Raw genomic sequence first — 16,732 nt, 5'->3', positions numbered from 1 at the left:
ACATGTCAGTCATTGCGATCATTTTATCTTATTTAACTGGAGCAGTGAGTTTCAGCTATGTTATCGGAAAACGCTATAAAAACCTTGATATACGCGAGCATGGAAGCGGAAATGCCGGTGCCACAAATACTTTAAGGGTAATGGGAGTCGCCCCTGCCATTACCGTCCTTCTTTTAGACTGCGGTAAGGGGATAGCTTCTGTCTGGATAGGGTATTTACTGTCCGGAGGAGACCCCCTCATAGCAGCCTTCTGCGGCCTTGCAGCTATTCTTGGACATAATTGGCCCGTATATTACGGCTTTAGAGGTGGTAAAGGGGTAGCTACAACCATCGGGGTTCTCGCTACTTTAGTTTTTACTGCTGCTTTAATTTCAGGTATTGTTGCTATATTAGCTATTATATTTACCCGTTTTGTATCGCTTGGTTCTTTATTGTTTGTAGCCGGCACCACACTTACCACCTCTGTATTTTTTCAACATTTCGGTTATCCTGTTTATTTCATTTACTTTTTACTTGTTATTACGGGATTATCGTTTTGGAAACATAGAACAAATATACAAAGATTAATTAAAGGTACAGAGAGTAAATTAGGAGAAAAATCACCTGCAAATTAAGAGGAGGTAGTCTGATGGCGAAAGTAGCGGTATTAGGATCAGGAAGCTGGGGGACAGCTCTATCAATTGTATTGTCCGATAATGGACACGAGGTCTCTCTGTGGGGAAGGTCGGAAAACCAGGTTAATGCCATAAATGAAGATAGAATCAATACGCGGTACCTGCCTGAAATAGAGCTGCCGGAGAATATTACAGCTTACACCCGTATCGGCGATGCTCTTAATAAAGCTGATGTTATACTCGCTGTTGTTCCGACAAAAGCGATGAGAGAAGTTTTAAAAACTGCAAGAGAGCATATTGAAAAGCCATTATTATTTGTTCATGCCAGTAAAGGAATTGAGCCGGAAAGCCATATGCGTATCTCGGAGATCATTGAAGAAGAGATTCCGGAATCATTGCGGACGGGGGTCGTTGCTCTGTCCGGGCCAAGCCACGCGGAAGAGGTCTGCCGCCGCCAGCCTACCACAGTCACAAGCTCTTCTTTAATTATGAAGCATGCAGAGCAGGTTCAGGATCTGTTTATGAACCAGCATTTCAGGGTGTACACCAATCCTGACTTAATCGGAGTGGAGATCGGGGGAGCCTTAAAGAATATTATTGCTATAGGTACAGGGATGACTTATGGTATTGGTTTTGGAGACAACGCCAAAGCCGCTTTAATGACCAGGGGGCTGGCTGAAATCGCACGTTTAGGATTAAAACTCGGAGCTACTCCACTCACATTTGCTGGTCTATCCGGGTTAGGAGATTTGATTGTGACATGTACAAGTATACATAGCCGTAATTGGAGAGCGGGAAACATGCTTGGAAAAGGTAAATCTGTAGATGAAGTTGAAGCCGAAATGGGGATGGTTGTTGAAGGTATCCGGACAACAAAAGCGGCATACCAGGTAGCAAAAGCGACCGGAGTTGAAATGCCTATCACAGAGGAGTTGTACCACGTTCTGTTTGATAATAAGCCTGCAAAAGAGGCTGTAACTGAACTGATGGGCCGTGTTAAAAAACATGAAGTGGAAGATTTAAAACTTGGAGACCAGGATCCTTTAAACCACTTTGAACCGTAAAATATTTTATCAATCCTTCACTAATTCCTAACTCATGCATACTATATGAGCACATATTAGTATGAGGAGGGATGACGTGTGGAAAGAAAAAACAATTCTTTTTTTGATGACCTGGAGAAGAAAACAAATGTTAAACACCAGGATTTATTTAAATTAGCCCAGTCTGTCAATCAAACTGATCTTAGCAATGAAAAAAATGTAAGACAATTAATTCACCAGGTAGCACAAATGGCTAATGTGCCGGTTTCTAAACAAAAGGAAGATGAACTGGTAAAAGCGATCACCTCAAACCAGATTCCAATGGATTTCGGGACGTTAGCAAAAATGTTTCAAAAATCTAAGTGATTCTAGGCTTTTTTATGAGTCATCGACATAAAAGCCCGCATAAATATACTAGAGACAGATGCATGGCTGTCATATCATTACAGGCAGTGTTTAGTCATATTAACCGGAGAAAGGGCCCCTTTTCTCCGGTTCTTTTTCTTTGTTTAATTAAAAGGCTGTGCTATAATAATTCAGGATTTTAAATTAATAATGTTAGTTATAGTTTTATTATGTCGAATAGTATGCGGGAGGAAAAGAAAATGTTTGAAGATCCAATGACAAAAATGTGGGTGTCATTTATAGGAATGGGCTTAATGTTTTTTTCAGTCATACTTACTATTTTTACTAAAGAAAAACTCTCAGGAATTCTACGTTACATATTACTGACTATCTCTTTTATCAGTATAATGATAGCGGGATTAATTATTTTCCTCGTAGTTTTTACAGGCCCTGTCCCGGACTAAAAAAGAGTTTAACATAAGGTTGGGATATTATGGTTAAATATAAAATTTTGAAATTCACCTTGTTAGCAGGCGCTTTAATTTTTTTGGCAGGCTGCCTCTATCCTGAAGAACAGCGCAGGCAAAATCAGCCTGTCTATGAAGAACAGCTCCAGTCTGTCCAGAGTGCGGTTTTGAGGTATCAGGAAAATACAGGAGTGCTGCCAATTAAAACCAGGGATGCAGACACACCGGTTTTCCGTAAATATCCGATAAATTTCTCTCAGCTTGTACCTGCCTATCTCGAATCTCCTCCCGGAAATTCCTTTGAAAGTGGCGGAACCTTTCAGTATGTTCTGGTGACTCCTGAAGAAACACCCGAAGTAAAACTCATTGATTTAAGAACCGTGCGTGTTATTCAGGAGCTGGAAAGAAGGGTTTTTCAGTATCGCAGCGAGCATCGTTATGCTCCCGTCAAAGAAGTGGCAGGGAACGAACTGCTCAAGCTGGATTATGAGAAGCTGAATTACGATGAAGAACCTGTAGTTGAAAGTCCTTTTCATCCTGATCACCGGCTCCCTTTGCTGCTGCAGACAGACGGCAGCATCGTCATAGATTACTCTCTGGATATTAAATTTTATTTGGACGAGCATGGGGAAGACAGTTATGAAGAGGGCGATGATTTACGGTGGCTGTTAGTGGAACATTCGCCTTTTGTGCCTGCTTACTCCATTCCTCAGACAGCAGAAGATGGAGAAGTTGTATTCAAAACAGCTGAGTGAGCAGACAACCTGTTTCCTGCTGCTGCGAATACAGCTTTTCAATTGAGCTGGCAGAGGAAGAGACTAGCAGCGGGGGCTTATCCCTGGGCGCTTTCCTCTGTGAGGGCGAGCGAGGAGATGACGTATAATTAAATACTTTTATAGACCTTAGACTTTTAGATGTTGAGACAAATGACTATTGCTTTAAAACATCCGGACAATTCCTTCTGAATTGTTTGGATGTTTTTTTGATGTCATTTTCCCGAAGGGCTGCTTCGGAAAAGTGGATTTTCGGCCTGCAGTAAACCAGTTTTTCCTAATGCCTGTAAGTACAGTCACTGCTCAGTCAGCAAAGGATTGCCGTTCTAATCTTTCTTTGTAAGGCATATGTATTCAAGTAGACGAGAATGAAAGTTTAAAATCTTTTAACACACTAGTCATAAACGATGGACAACATCATAGAGTAATAGAGACAAAGACTTGAATTCAATCATGTCCGCATGAATGAGTTTACTTAGAAACTGAGCAGGAGGCGATTTTGTGGAAAAGGTGGATATCTTTAAAGATATTGCAGAACGAACAGGTGGTGACATTTATCTAGGGGTGGTAGGGTCAGTAAGAACTGGAAAATCAACTTTTATAAAAAAGTTTATGGAGCTTGCTGTTATACCAAACATTGAATCGGACTCAGACCGTGCCAGAGCCCAGGATGAACTTCCCCAGAGTGCAGCAGGTAAACAAATAATGACGACAGAACCTAAATTTGTACCAAATCAGGCGGTTTCTATTCATGTGGACGAAGGGCTGGACGTAAATATCAGAGTTGTTGACTGTGTAGGATACGCCGTACCAGGTGCCAAAGGTTATGAAGATGAGGACGGCCCGAGAATGATTCACACGCCATGGTACGAAGACGCTATACCATTTCAGGAAGCAGCTGAGATTGGTACAAGAAAAGTGATCCAGGAGCATTCTACTCTGGGTGTGGTAGTCACCACAGATGGTTCTATAGGTGAAATCCCCCGAAGTGATTATATTGAGTCAGAAGAAAGAGTTATTGACGAACTTAAAGAAGTAGGCAAACCGTTCATTGTACTTGTAAACTCCGTCCACCCGACCCATCCTCAGACAGAAGGGCTTAGAGCTGAACTAGAGGAGAAGCACGATGTACCGGTCTTGGCAATGAATATTGAAGGTATGACCGACCAGGATATTCACACGGTAATGAGAGAAGTTCTTTTTGAATTCCCTGTTCATGAAGTGAATGTTAATCTTCCTAGCTGGGTGATGGTTTTAAAGGAACAGCACTGGTTAAGGGAAAACTACGAACACTCCGTTCGGGAAACAGTAAAAGATATTAAGCGGCTGAGAGACGTAGACCGTGTAGTCGGACAATTTTTCGAGTATGATTTTATTGAAAGAGCGACACTGGCCGGTATTGAAATGGGGCAAGGTGTAGCTGAAATAGATTTGAAAGCACCTGAAGATTTGTATGACCAGATTCTTATGGAAGTCGTGGGAGTGGAAATCAGAGGAAAAGACCATTTATTAGAACTTATGCAGGACTTAGCATTTGCTAAATCAGAATACGATCAGGTAGCAGAAGCACTCAAAATGGTCAGGCAGACAGGATATGGCATTGCAGCTCCGACTATTCATGATATGAGCCTCGATGAGCCTGAGATTATCCGACAGGGCTCCAGGTTTGGTGTCAGGCTTAAAGCGGTCGCTCCATCCATTCATATGATTAAAGTAGATGTTGAGTCCGAATTTGCGCCGATTATAGGAACTGAAAAACAAAGTGAGGAACTTGTCCGTTATTTAATGCAGGACTTTGAAGAAAACCCGCTCTCAATTTGGAATTCAGATATATTTGGCCGTTCGCTGAATTCAATTGTAAGAGAAGGGATTTCAGCCAAACTTTCATTAATGCCTGAAAATGCAAGATATAAATTAAAAGAAACGCTGGAAAGAATTATTAACGAAGGATCAGGCGGATTGATTGCCATTATATTATAGCTCTCCTATAAGGAGGGCTTATTTTTTTATTTTTAAGCTTGAATTTATGTGCATTTATAAGTTATTTTTATAGAGAATCCATTTTTAAAATTTCCAGCCTTGGAAAGCGTTGCGAGAGTAGAGGCGATAAGTATTATCCAATTTTTAGGTGTTTTTTTGCTTTTTCTTGCCATCTTAGGTAAAAAAATAATAAAAAAACCAAGAAATACGCAAAAAATGTTGAATTATTAAGCTTTTTCGTTTAACATAAGCCTTGTTATCCCATGAATTGCAGGGAAACAAGTATAAAATGCTTATGATTGTGAAAGAAAAGGAATAGCACAACTATAAGTTTGGGAGGAGGTGAATGGTATGAATAAGACAGAACTTATCAATGCAGTTGCTGAAAAAACAGATCTTTCAAAGAAAGATGCTACAAGTGCAGTTGATGCAGTTTTTGACGTCATCACTGGTTCACTTCAAGAAGGCGATAAAGTTCAATTAATTGGCTTTGGTAACTTTGAAGTGCGTGAGCGTGCGGCGAGAAAAGGCCGTAACCCGCAAACTGGAGAAGAAATCGAAATTCCTGCAAGCAACGTACCGGCTTTCAAGCCAGGTAAAGCCCTTAAAGATGCAGTTAAGTAATTACATATAGGGCTTAAAGGTTTATGAAAAGTGTTCCCGCAGTTAGCTGACGGGAACACTTTTTGTTTCTGCGAATTCTAAGCATCCAGTGAAACAGGCCGTTTTCTTGTTTTTATTTCATTTGATGTGCTAGAATTTTAACGACCTGTCCATCTAAAATAAGAAACGGAGGCCGTTTTAATGAGTGAAGTCAATCATGCTAAAATAGAAGAAGCCGTAACGATGATCCTGGAAGCTATTGGTGAAGATCCATCCAGAGAAGGTCTGTTAGATACTCCAAAACGGGTGGCAAGAATGTACGAAGAGGTTTTTCAAGGGATATCCCAGGATCCTAAAGAACATTTTAAGACGGTTTTTGGAGAAGATCACGAAGAATTAGTCCTTGTAAAAGATATTCCTTTTTATTCAATGTGTGAACATCATCTCGTTCCTTTTTTCGGTAAAGTACACATTGGTTACATACCAAAAGGAGGTAAGGTAACAGGACTCAGTAAACTGGCTCGCGCTGTTGAAGCGGTCACACGCAGGCCTCAGCTTCAGGAAAGAATTACTTCAACAATAGCTGACTCAATTGTAGACACGCTAACACCAAGAGGCGTTATCGTTGTGATTGAAGCAGAACATATGTGCATGACTATGAGGGGGGTCAGAAAACCGGGATCAAAGACAGTGACTTCCGCTGTAAGAGGTGCGTTCGAGCGAAGTGACGCAGCACGGGCTGAAGTGCTTTCCCTTATTAAAGAATAAATAACAAGTTCCGGAGCACGATAGTTAAGGGGTGAAACGGAATGAAGAACAATGAAAAAAATGAACTGCTGAGCTGGCTGTTGCCTGTCGGGGTTGTACTGGCAGCTGTTTATATTGCATACTTACTGTTAATTTAGTCAAAATGGGGAGGAGAAAGTATACTATGGCAGATTCAAATGATTATATTGTAATTAAAGCAGACGAAGACGGTGTTAACGTTATTGGGTTAACGAGGGGAACGGATACACGCTTTCATCACTCAGAAAAACTGGATAAAAATGAAATGATGATTGCTCAATTTACTGAACATACGTCCGCTATTAAAATCCGGGGCAAGGCAACTCTTCAAACAGCCCACGGAGAAATGAGAAACGGGGAATAAAAGCAGGGGGTATTCCTGCTTTTATTTTTTGACAGCGCTTTCTTTTCAGATCTTTTTGCCTGAAAAGGGGGGCTGTTTTTCTTACTTGATTCACATATACATAACCTGAGTTTTTATAAAAGGATTGCTTATCGGTGTGAAACAATTGTGATATACTAGACATGTGTGGAATCGAACGTATATTTTGGACAGACTTTGACGCTGGGGGATTTCAGATGAGGGCATTCGATAATTACAACAAGGAATTAAACAGGGTGTTCGACAGTTTTTATACTCGTGTGAGCCATCCTTATATAAAAAAATTTTTAGAAGACCCGGTGGTTGATACAGATCAAGCCGCTGTTCTTTTCTATATGCTTAAAGATAAAGGTTACTCGCGCCAGTACATACATGACTGTATTTTAACTGCCCTGTTTGTCCAGGCTGCACTTGACACTCATGAAACTGTCAATGTCCACGGACTGGGCACGGAAACATTAAAAACAAAACGCCAGCTTACCGTTCTTGCTGGAGATTATTACAGCAGCTTATATTATTATGTGCTGTCACAATTGGGAGATGTGCCGTTAATCAGAGTTATGGCAAAATCGATTCAGGATATTAATGAATCTAAAATGAGCATTTATAAACAGCACAAGAAAAAATACAAGCCTGGTATTCGTGAACTTAAGAACGTTTACACATCGCTCCTTAAAAACATTGCTGAATTCACAGGTTCGGCTGACAGAGTTGCACTGATTGAAGAATTCTTTTTATTTAAATCACTTCTTGCAGAAAGAGATCTTTTTCTCGATCACGGCTACTGCGGAAAAGCCTTAAATCTTTTCTACGGCTCATCTGAAATTAAACTCAATAGTCTTAATGAAAAATTTATAATAGACCAGTTTAATATTTATATCGAAGCTTCAATGATTGAACTGGAGAAATTATTACGGCATAATAATGGTTCAGCAGATTATATACAATTAAGATTTGATGAATTATTACAGAAATACCGGCTTAAAGAACAGTGTGCTGTGGAGGAAGGGTAAAAGTATGGCTCGAACAAAAGAAGAACGTGTACACGACGTATTTGAATCTATTTCAGGACAATATGACAAGATGAACAGTATTATAAGTTTTCAGCGTCATGTAGCCTGGAGAAAAGACACGATGAAAAAGATGAAGGTATTTCAAGGCGCATCAGCGCTTGATGTCTGCTGCGGAACAGCAGATTGGACAATTCACCTGGCTGAGGCCTCAGGAGCTGACAGCAGAATTATCGGGCTTGATTTCAGCGAAAATATGCTGTCTGTAGGGAAAGAGAAAGTAAAAGAAAAAGAGCTTCCCCAAATTGAATTAATCCATGGGAACGCAATGGAACTTCCCTTTGCCGATAACCAATTTGATTATGTGACAATCGGATTCGGCCTGAGGAATGTCCCTGATTATTTACAAGTGCTTAAAGAAATGAGGAGAGTTTTAAAGCCAGGCGGGATGGCTGTATGCCTGGAAACGTCACAGCCGACGATGCCCGGGTTTAAACATGTGTATTGGGGCTATTTTAAATACATCATGCCGGTATTTGGGAAGATTTTTGCAAAAAGCTATAAAGAATACTCTTGGCTTCAGGAATCCAGTCAGAGTTTTCCTGGTAAGAAAGAATTAAAACAGCTGTTTTATGAAGCGGGATTTTCTCATGTGAAATATAAATCTTATTCCGGTGGTGCTGTTGCGTCCCATTTTGCAACAAAATAATAAAATTACTTTCCAGACTTACTTAATTAATGATAATTTTTTCGGCATGTACAAAAAGGGGTTCCAGAATGAAAAAGATAAAAATAATATTAGAAATGATAAAATTTGAACATACTGTTTTCGCCTTGCCATTTGCATTTATTGGCGCAGTATTAGGCAGTTTGCTAATAGAGGGAAACTGGCCCACTTTAGCGGAGTGGATATGGATTACGTTAGCAATGGTGGGGGCGAGAAGCGCAGCCATGTCACTGAACAGGCTGATTGACGCAAAAATAGATAAAGCTAATCCAAGGACAAAAGACAGAGCAATACCAGCAGGCTTATTATCACAAATGGAAACGGCAGCCTTTATTACTGGTTCATTCGCTTTACTGTTTTTTGCTGCTTTCCAGTTAAATATGCTTGCTGTTTATTTACTGCCGGTGGCAGTCTTTTTCCTCGTATTTTACTCGTATACTAAAAGATTTACGTGGTTATGCCATGTATTTCTCGGAATAACGATTGGCATTGCGCCTCTTGGCGGATGGGTAGGCGCTACCGGTACCTTAACATGGGAAGCTTTCATGCTTTTCGTTGCAGTAGCTTTGTGGACTGCAGGATTTGATGTAATCTATGCGACTCAGGATGCCTCATATGATAAAGAGGTAAATTTATATTCTATTCCAAGTTATTTTGGTATTGCCAATGCTCTCTTATTTGCTAAAGGCTTTCATATTATCAGTTTCGCTGCGATGCTTTCATTGTTTTTTATTACACCACTCGGATGGATCTTTCTTTCGGGGATTCTTATTGTCGGTGCTATCATGGTTTATGAGCATTCACTGGTGTCTCCGGACGATCTTTCAAAAGTGAATGTAGCTTTCTTTACCATGAACGGAATAATTAGTATGGTTATGCTTGCTTTTACGATCGGAGATTTGATGATATGACAAAATCGGATCAGAAAAAAGTATTTACAGTAGCAATGACTGGGGCAAGCGGGGCAATATACGGAGTTAAATTGGTTCAGGCTTTATTAAAAGAGGGCCATACTGTTCATTTTTTGCTGACTGGTGCAGCTTGGCAGGTTCTCTACTATGAATTAAACATGGACATTAGTGATAAAGAAAAATGTTTAACGGATCTTTTTGGAGACCATTCGAATTTTCATTACCATACCCAGCAGGATTTTTCTGCCCCTATTGCCAGCGGATCAGCTAAAAGCGACGGGATGATTATTATTCCTTGTTCTATGGGGACGCTTGCAAAAATTTCCCATGGGATTTCAAGCAACTTGCTTGAACGAGCGGCGGATGTCGTCTTAAAAGAAAGAAGAAAACTCGTCATTGTGCCCAGGGAAACACCGCTCAGTTCGATTCATCTTGAAAATATGAAAAGGATAAGTGATCTTGGCGGTATTGTGGTTCCAGCTATGCCGGGTTTTTACCACAATCCTGAATCTATGGACGAGCTGGTCATTTTTATGGTGGGAAAAGTGCTTGATCAAATAGGAGTCTCACATGATTTGTTTAAAAGATGGGGAGGGAGCACATCATGAGCCTAATAATAGGTGAAATCTCTTATACGAATATACGGCCCATGTTTTATTATGCTGACCGGGAAAGCCTTAAACAGGCAGGGTGTGAATTTGTGCCGGCCATCCCTTCTAAACTGAACAAAGATATGGAAAGAGGACTTGTGGATGTAGGGGGGATTTCTTCCTTCTCCTATGGTGAACATAGCGAGGAATATAAAATTCTTCCTGATTTATCTGTTTCTTCAACTAGGGAAGTAGGTTCCATTTTCTTATTTTCCAAACATCCTATAGACAAATTAGATGGTAAATCGATAGCATTAACATCAAGTTCCGCAACCTCAGTAAATTTATTGAAAATTATTCTTCAAAAATTCTATCAGCTGAATGTTGGTTATCAAACAACTTTCCCTGAATATTCCCAAATGATGTCGGAGCACGATGGCTGTTTGCTGATCGGAGACGATGCGATACTGGCGAAATTTTCCTTGCCTCCAGATATATATTGTTATGATCTCGGGGAATTATGGAAGCATTTTACAGGTTTGCCGATGACTTATGCTGTTTTTGCGGTGCGGGAAGAAGCCTGGAAAAACCAGTCGCTTCTCCTCGCTGACGTACACCGTGAATTCCTTAACAGTAAGCAGCAATGTATCGAGAGCGGCTTTGAGGAAATGATTCAATCTATACAATTTCAATTAGGCGGTTCTTTCCGGTTTTGGAAAGATTATTTTTCAAATTTAAATTATGAACTTTCAGAAAAACATCTGGAAGGATTACACCGTTTTTATGAATTATCATTTGAATTAAACCTTTTGAAGAAAAAGGTGCAAAATATCTCTATCTGGAACCCTGCCGGAAATTTTCACTCTGTTTAGCAAGGTGGACAAAAATGAAACTAACTGACATCTATTGGTATTTACGACCAGATATCATTAAAATAGAAAAAGAAATTGAAAATAATATTGATGCCCGTCATCCAGTTTTAGAGGAAGCTTCTTCCCATTTATTAAAAGCGGGAGGAAAGAGAATACGTCCTGTATTTGTCCTGCTTGCAGCTCAATTTGGAAATTATGACCTGAACACTATTAAGCATGTAGCGGTTCCTTTAGAGCTTATTCATATGGGGTCTCTCGTCCATGACGATGTCATAGATGACGCTGAACTGAGGCGGGGTAAAAAAACGATTAAGTCTAAATGGGATAACCGTGTAGCTATGTATACCGGAGATTATATATTTGCAAAAGCGATTGAGCTTGCTACATACAGCGACAACCCCGAACTGCACCATATATTGGCAGATGCTATGGTAGAGATGTGTATTGGGGAAGTTGAACAAATTCGAGACCAGTTTAACTGGCAGCAGAATTTCAGGATATATTTGCGTCGTATCCGAAGAAAAACGGCTCTTTTAATATCTGTGAGCTGTCAGCTTGGAGCTCTTGTCGCAGGGGCTGCCCCCGAGGTTCAAAGACAGCTTAAAAGGTACGGCTATTACGTAGGGATGGCTTTTCAGATTACCGATGACATCCTTGATTTTGTCGGCACAGAAAAAGAACTCGGAAAGCCGGCCGGGAGCGATCTTGCCCAGGGTAACGTGACATTGCCTGCCCTTTATGCAATGGAGAGAGACAGGCGCCTTAATTATAAGATTGTGTCTTTTTTACAGCAAAGCGGGACGGAAGCTATTGACATGAAATCGGTTATTCAGCAGATAAAACAAACCGGCGCGATCCATTATTCTAAGAAAGTAGCAGATATGTATTTAAATAAAGCACTAACTGCTCTTGAACCATTGCCGGAAAGCCAGGCAAAAGAAGCTTTAACCCAAATAGCCAAATATATAGGTGACAGAAAATTTTAGACAGACGGGCTCTAATAACAGAGCTCGTTTTTATTTTTTTAATGCTTTCTTAAAATATTTTTTGCCTGCTCCTGTCATCGGGTAGGAAAGGCAGATAAAGCAGAAATTTAAATAGCAACGCTAACCATAAATTAAACTGGAGAAAATTGTGTATTCTCGGAAATTTTGCTATAATCAAAAAGGTTTGTTATTACACTACATACTTGGGGGTTTTAAACATGGAACGTACTTTTTTAATGGTCAAGCCTGATGGCGTGCAGCGCAATTTAATCGGGGAAGTTGTTTCACGATTCGAAATGAAAGGGTTTACATTAACAGGGGCTAAAATTATGCAAATATCCAAGGACCTTGCTGAGACACATTACGGGGAACATAAAGAGCGGCCTTTTTTTGGGGAGTTAGTTGACTTTATTACTTCAGGCCCTGTATTTGCAATGGTATGGGAAGGTGACGGGGTAATTGCCGAAGCACGAAAGATGATGGGCAAAACTAATCCGAAAGAGGCTGACCCGGGCACTATCCGCGGAGATTTCGGCGTACAGGTCTCTATGAATATAATTCATGGGTCTGATTCGGAAGAAAGTGCGAAAAGAGAAATAAACCTGTTTTTCAAAGACGAGGAATTAGTTTCATACGGAAAAACACTTAATAAATGGATTTAAAAGGGCGGATGTCCCAACGTGTATCCACACTTTAAAGCTGCCTGTAAGGCAGCCAGACTGTTGAGAAACTCTTCTCAACAGTCTTTTTTAATAGCTAAGTTTATAACGAGTGATTTCATCACTTCAGGTGTACGCTTTCTGCAGGAACTGCTTCAGCTCCCGAGAGAAAATCACTCTCGGGGATCTTCACCTATTGCGGTTCCCGCAGGAGTCGCCACCTTTCATTCTTCAATCACAGTTCAAATTTACTTTCCATTAAAATAAGTAAAAAAGAATCTCGCACTTTTATAAAATGTGGGTACCTCGACAATCTGGCTGCCTTAACGGCAGCTTTATTATTTTGCCTTATAGTCTCAAAAGATAAATTATGGTACAAGTAGAGAGAGGTGTTTCAGCAACAGGATAAGGAGTGTCATAATGGACGATTATAATAAATTTACAGAAAATATCAAATCGAAGACTGGAATTGATCTGTCTTTATATAAAGAAGGACAAATGAAAAGAAGATTAACATCATTAAGAGATAAAAGAGGTTTTTCTAATTTTGACAACTATTTTCAGGCAGTAGCTAAAGATCACTTTTTATTTGAAGAATTTCTGCAAAGAATGACTATAAATGTGTCAGAGTTCTATCGAAATCCCCAGCGTTGGAAAGTGCTTGAAGAGAAAATAATCCCCCGCCTCCTGGCCAGGTCCCCTAAAATTAAAGTTTGGAGTGCAGCCTGTTCAACAGGAGAGGAACCCTATTCTTTAATGATGCTCTTACATAACTACAGGAAATATCCGCAAATTAACTTATTAGCAACTGATTTGGATGAAGCTGTACTCGCCCGTGCTAAAGCAGGTTTTTATACGGAAAGGGCACTGAAAGAAGTAGGGAGTGAAAGGTTAGAAAAATATTTTTCTAAAGAAGATTTAGGCTACCGGGTAGGCAAGGAATTAAAACAGGCTGTGAGTTTTAAAAAGCATAATTTGCTTTCAGATTCTTTTGACAGGAATTACGACTTGATTGTATGCAGAAATGTCATGATTTATTTTACAGAACAGGCAAAAGATGAGCTGTACAAAAAATTCAGCCGGGCACTAAAACCGGGAGGTGTTCTTTTTGTGGGGAGCACCGAACAGATTTTTCAGGCCAACCGTTACGGATTGGAGGCTGAAGACACTTTCTTTTATAAAAAAATAAGCGATATTTAATTTGTATGTATTCGCTTTATTCAAAAAAATCATATATAATCCTTGAAAAATACGTTAAAATCATCAACAATAGACATAATAACTTTTTAACACATAAAAGCGATAAAGAAAGTAGAGGTAGATAAGGCATGCGATTTTTAACAGCAGGAGAATCTCACGGTCCTGAACTGACCGCTATTATTGAGGGGGTACCAAGCCAGCTGCCGCTCACAGAAGAAGACATTAATGAGCATCTGGCAAGAAGGCAAAAAGGATACGGCCGCGGCCGGCGTATGCAAATTGAAAAAGACAAAGTGAGAATTACAAGCGGCGTCCGCCATGGTAAAACAACCGGCGCCCCAATTACTCTCCATATTGAAAATAAAGACTGGACACACTGGACTAAAATTATGGGAGTGGAACCGTTATCGGAAGAAGAAGAACAGGAAGTGAAAAGAAAAATTACCCGGCCCCGGCCCGGACATGCAGACTTAAACGGAGCGATTAAATACAGGCACAGGGATATGAGAAATGTGCTCGAACGCTCTTCCGCAAGGGAGACAACGGCCCGGGTAGCAGTAGGTGCAGTAGCCCAGAAACTTCTAAAGGCTTTTAATATTAATCTTTGCGGCCACGTTCTTGAAATCGGGGACGTAGTAAGTGCCCAGCCTCATTTCACATCAGTTGGCGGACTTAAAGAGGTGACTGAGTCCTCTGAAGTCCGATGTGCGGATAAAGACGCTTCAGAAAAAATGAAAAGGGCTATTGATGAAGCTAAAGAAAATGGGGACTCAATTGGAGGTATCGTAGAAGTTATAGCAGAAAACGTGCCTGTCGGGCTGGGCAGTTTTGTCCATTATGACCGGAAACTTGACGGGAAGATTGCTCAGTCAGTGTTAAGCATTAATGCATTTAAAGGGGTGGAGATCGGGCTCGGTTTTGAAGCAGCCAGAATGAAAGGAAGCCAGGTTCACGATGAGATTGCTTATGAAGAAGGACGTGGATTCTACAGAAAATCCAACCGCCTGGGAGGATTCGAAGGTGGAATGACCAATGGTATGCCTGTTGTTGTTCACGGTGCCATGAAACCAATCCCAACGTTGTATAAACCTCTTCAAAGTGTGGATATTGACACAAAAGAACCGTTTACAGCCAGCATTGAACGCTCGGACAGCTGTGCTGTGCCCGCCGCTGCTGTGGTTTGTGAAGCGGCGGTAGCATGGGAGCTGGCCGATGCATTTCTTGATAAGTTCGGTTCAGATACGATGGATGATATTAAAAAGCATTATGAAGATTATGTACAGGAAGCGAGGAGGTTTTAATGACCTCTCCCCGCTTACTTGTTAACAGCGAGACAACCAAGTACCCCATTTATATTGATACGGATCTGAGATATCAAACGTATGAGCTGATAAATAAATCTCTCGATAAAAAGGCGAGTGCTTTTATAATCATTGCGGATGACACGGTGGCCGGCCTGTACCTGGATGAAATCGTTCAATCTTTTCCTGCGGAAAACAAGCCTTATGTTGCCACAGTGCCAAGCGGGGAAGCTTCTAAATCTTTTGAGCAGTATGAACGTCTCCTCACAGAATGTTTAAAAAACGGCCTCGACAGACAAGCGGTAATTATTGCTCTTGGTGGGGGAGTAACTGGAGATTTAGCCGGGTTTGTGGCGGCTTCTTATATGAGGGGCGTCCGCTATGTTCAGATGCCGTCTACTTTGCTGGCTCATGACAGCAGTGTAGGAGGTAAAACAGGTATTAACCATCCATTGGGAAAAAATCTGATTGGTGCGTTTCACCCTCCATCAGCAGTCATTTATGATTCCGGAATGCTTAACACGCTGCCTGAAAAGGAATGGCGGTCAGGCTTTGCTGAAGTTATTAAACACGGTTTTATAGCTGATCCTTCTTTTATAAAATGGGTAGAAGAAAACATTCAGTCTTTTAAGTCAATAAAAACAGATGTTTTAAATGAACTTCTCAGACGTTCAATTAAAGTTAAAGCAGAAATAGTGGAAAAAGATGAAAAGGAACAGGGGATCAGAGCGTTCCTTAATTTTGGCCACACGCTTGCGCACAGTATAGAGGCGGAATTAGGGTACGGCAGGATGACTCATGGAGAAGCCGTAGCTGTCGGCATGCTTTTTGCCCTTAAGCTGAGTGAAAAAGTATATAAACATTCGTTAGAATACGAAAGTACCTGCAAATACATGAATACACTGGGATATAGGCTGGAAATTCCTGCAGAATGCAACAGAGACCGCTTGCTTGAGAGAATGAAACTGGACAAAAAAGCGTCATATAAGCAGATTAATTTTGTCCTTCTAAAAGAACTTGGGCATCCGGAACTGCTTCCTGTAAAGGAGAATGACATTTCTGAACTGCTTAAAAAGGAGGGGAATTTGAAATGATAAGGGGGATTCGCGGGGCAACCACTGTGGAAGAAAACAACACGGGCTCCATTATTGAAGCCACATTGGAAGTTATGAAACAGATTCAGGATAAGAATAATGTTGTTCCTGAAGATATTTCTCATATTATGATTACTATGACTGACGATTTAAATGCGACATTTCCGGCACGGGCTCTAAGGCAGTTAGATGGATACCAATTTGTGCCGGTGATGTGTGCACAGGAAATTTCTGTTCCTGACGGACTTAAAAAATGCATCAGATTAATGGTGACTGTCAATACAGCCAAACGATCAGATGATATTCACCATGTGTATTTAAAGGATGCAGTCAAGCTGCGGCCTGATTTAGCCTTGACAAACAAACAGGAATCGCGTTAGTATACTCAA

Annotated in this window: 21 protein-coding genes; all 21 read left to right on the top strand. The window is 40.6% G+C overall.

Going from position 1 to position 16,732, the window contains the following annotated elements; translation table 11 throughout:
• Positions 1-2: 2 nt before the first annotated feature.
• The 21 genes from plsY (at position 3) to aroH (ending at position 16,723) form a co-directional block, all read left to right on the top strand.
• On the top strand, positions 3-614 hold the full coding sequence (gene plsY, locus BMW59_RS00975) for a glycerol-3-phosphate 1-O-acyltransferase PlsY (RefSeq protein WP_093047145.1): 612 nt from the start codon (positions 3-5) through the stop codon (positions 612-614).
• A gap of 14 nt (positions 615-628) precedes the next feature.
• Positions 629-1,678, top strand: coding sequence for an NAD(P)H-dependent glycerol-3-phosphate dehydrogenase (locus tag BMW59_RS00970; protein ID WP_093047144.1), 1,050 nt, complete (start codon positions 629-631; stop codon positions 1,676-1,678).
• A 78-nt stretch (positions 1,679-1,756) separates the two neighbouring features.
• Positions 1,757-2,023, top strand: coding sequence for a stage VI sporulation protein F (locus BMW59_RS00965; protein WP_093047143.1), 267 nt, complete (start codon positions 1,757-1,759; stop codon positions 2,021-2,023).
• A gap of 239 nt (positions 2,024-2,262) precedes the next feature.
• The gene (locus BMW59_RS00960) at positions 2,263-2,466 is read left to right on the top strand and encodes a DUF2768 domain-containing protein (protein ID WP_093047142.1); all 204 of its coding nucleotides are present in this window, start codon (positions 2,263-2,265) and stop codon (positions 2,464-2,466) included.
• Between the two features lie 29 nt (positions 2,467-2,495).
• A complete protein-coding gene (locus BMW59_RS00955) occupies positions 2,496-3,224 on the top strand; it encodes a hypothetical protein (RefSeq protein ID WP_093047141.1) in 729 nt (242 codons plus the stop codon).
• Positions 3,221-3,352 (top strand): hypothetical protein, encoded by a 132-nt coding sequence (locus BMW59_RS22145; RefSeq protein ID WP_281244187.1) that lies wholly within the window; start codon positions 3,221-3,223, stop codon positions 3,350-3,352. The genes BMW59_RS00955 and BMW59_RS22145 overlap by 4 nt, the downstream gene beginning before the upstream one ends.
• Positions 3,353-3,743: 391 nt before the next feature.
• The gene (gene spoIVA, locus BMW59_RS00950; RefSeq protein ID WP_093047140.1) at positions 3,744-5,222 is read left to right on the top strand and encodes a stage IV sporulation protein A; all 1,479 of its coding nucleotides are present in this window, start codon (positions 3,744-3,746) and stop codon (positions 5,220-5,222) included.
• A 351-nt stretch (positions 5,223-5,573) separates the two neighbouring features.
• Complete coding sequence (locus tag BMW59_RS00945) at positions 5,574-5,846, top strand: HU family DNA-binding protein (protein ID WP_093047139.1); 273 nt, start codon at positions 5,574-5,576, stop codon at positions 5,844-5,846.
• Positions 5,847-6,026: 180 nt separating this feature from the next.
• Positions 6,027-6,593, top strand: a complete 567-nt coding sequence (gene folE, locus BMW59_RS00940) for a GTP cyclohydrolase I FolE (RefSeq protein WP_093047138.1) — start codon at positions 6,027-6,029, stop codon at positions 6,591-6,593.
• A gap of 163 nt (positions 6,594-6,756) precedes the next feature.
• Positions 6,757-6,975 carry a trp RNA-binding attenuation protein MtrB gene (gene mtrB / locus BMW59_RS00935; protein WP_093047137.1) on the top strand — a complete coding sequence of 73 codons (219 nt, stop codon included), beginning with the start codon at positions 6,757-6,759 and terminating at the stop codon, positions 6,973-6,975.
• A gap of 215 nt (positions 6,976-7,190) precedes the next feature.
• A complete protein-coding gene (locus BMW59_RS00930) occupies positions 7,191-8,006 on the top strand; it encodes a heptaprenyl diphosphate synthase component 1 (RefSeq protein ID WP_177174139.1) in 816 nt (271 codons plus the stop codon).
• A 4-nt stretch (positions 8,007-8,010) separates the two neighbouring features.
• Complete coding sequence (locus tag BMW59_RS00925; protein ID WP_093047135.1) at positions 8,011-8,712, top strand: demethylmenaquinone methyltransferase; 702 nt, start codon at positions 8,011-8,013, stop codon at positions 8,710-8,712.
• A 68-nt stretch (positions 8,713-8,780) separates the two neighbouring features.
• The gene (locus BMW59_RS00920; RefSeq protein WP_093047134.1) at positions 8,781-9,641 is read left to right on the top strand and encodes a UbiA-like polyprenyltransferase; all 861 of its coding nucleotides are present in this window, start codon (positions 8,781-8,783) and stop codon (positions 9,639-9,641) included.
• Positions 9,638-10,249 carry a UbiX family flavin prenyltransferase gene (locus BMW59_RS00915; RefSeq protein WP_093047133.1) on the top strand — a complete coding sequence of 204 codons (612 nt, stop codon included), beginning with the start codon at positions 9,638-9,640 and terminating at the stop codon, positions 10,247-10,249. The genes BMW59_RS00920 and BMW59_RS00915 overlap by 4 nt, the downstream gene beginning before the upstream one ends.
• Positions 10,246-11,103 (top strand): menaquinone biosynthetic enzyme MqnA/MqnD family protein, encoded by an 858-nt coding sequence (locus tag BMW59_RS00910; RefSeq protein ID WP_093047132.1) that lies wholly within the window; start codon positions 10,246-10,248, stop codon positions 11,101-11,103. Before BMW59_RS00915 ends, BMW59_RS00910 begins: the two co-directional genes overlap by 4 nt.
• A 14-nt stretch (positions 11,104-11,117) precedes the next feature.
• Positions 11,118-12,089 carry a heptaprenyl diphosphate synthase component II gene (gene hepT, locus BMW59_RS00905; protein ID WP_093047131.1) on the top strand — a complete coding sequence of 324 codons (972 nt, stop codon included), beginning with the start codon at positions 11,118-11,120 and terminating at the stop codon, positions 12,087-12,089.
• A gap of 218 nt (positions 12,090-12,307) precedes the next feature.
• Positions 12,308-12,751, top strand: a complete 444-nt coding sequence (ndk, locus tag BMW59_RS00900; protein ID WP_093047130.1) for a nucleoside-diphosphate kinase — start codon at positions 12,308-12,310, stop codon at positions 12,749-12,751.
• Between the two features lie 417 nt (positions 12,752-13,168).
• Positions 13,169-13,948, top strand: a complete 780-nt coding sequence (locus BMW59_RS00895; protein WP_093047129.1) for a CheR family methyltransferase — start codon at positions 13,169-13,171, stop codon at positions 13,946-13,948.
• 128 nt (positions 13,949-14,076) lie between these two features.
• Positions 14,077-15,249, top strand: a complete 1,173-nt coding sequence (aroC, locus tag BMW59_RS00890) for a chorismate synthase (protein WP_093047128.1) — start codon at positions 14,077-14,079, stop codon at positions 15,247-15,249.
• Entirely contained in the window at positions 15,249-16,343 is a 1,095-nt protein-coding gene (gene aroB / locus BMW59_RS00885; RefSeq protein ID WP_093047127.1) for a 3-dehydroquinate synthase, read from the top strand. Before aroC ends, aroB begins: the two co-directional genes overlap by 1 nt.
• Positions 16,340-16,723: a chorismate mutase gene (gene aroH / locus BMW59_RS00880; protein WP_093047126.1), complete on the top strand. Its 384-nt coding sequence runs from the start codon at positions 16,340-16,342 to the stop codon at positions 16,721-16,723. The genes aroB and aroH overlap by 4 nt, the downstream gene beginning before the upstream one ends.
• Positions 16,724-16,732 lie beyond the last annotated feature (9 nt).

The organism is Salipaludibacillus aurantiacus, from assembly GCF_900111295.1.
Classification (GTDB): Bacteria; Bacillota; Bacilli; order Bacillales; family Salisediminibacteriaceae; genus Salipaludibacillus; species Salipaludibacillus aurantiacus.
This window is presented reverse-complemented; position numbering and strand designations above follow the sequence as displayed.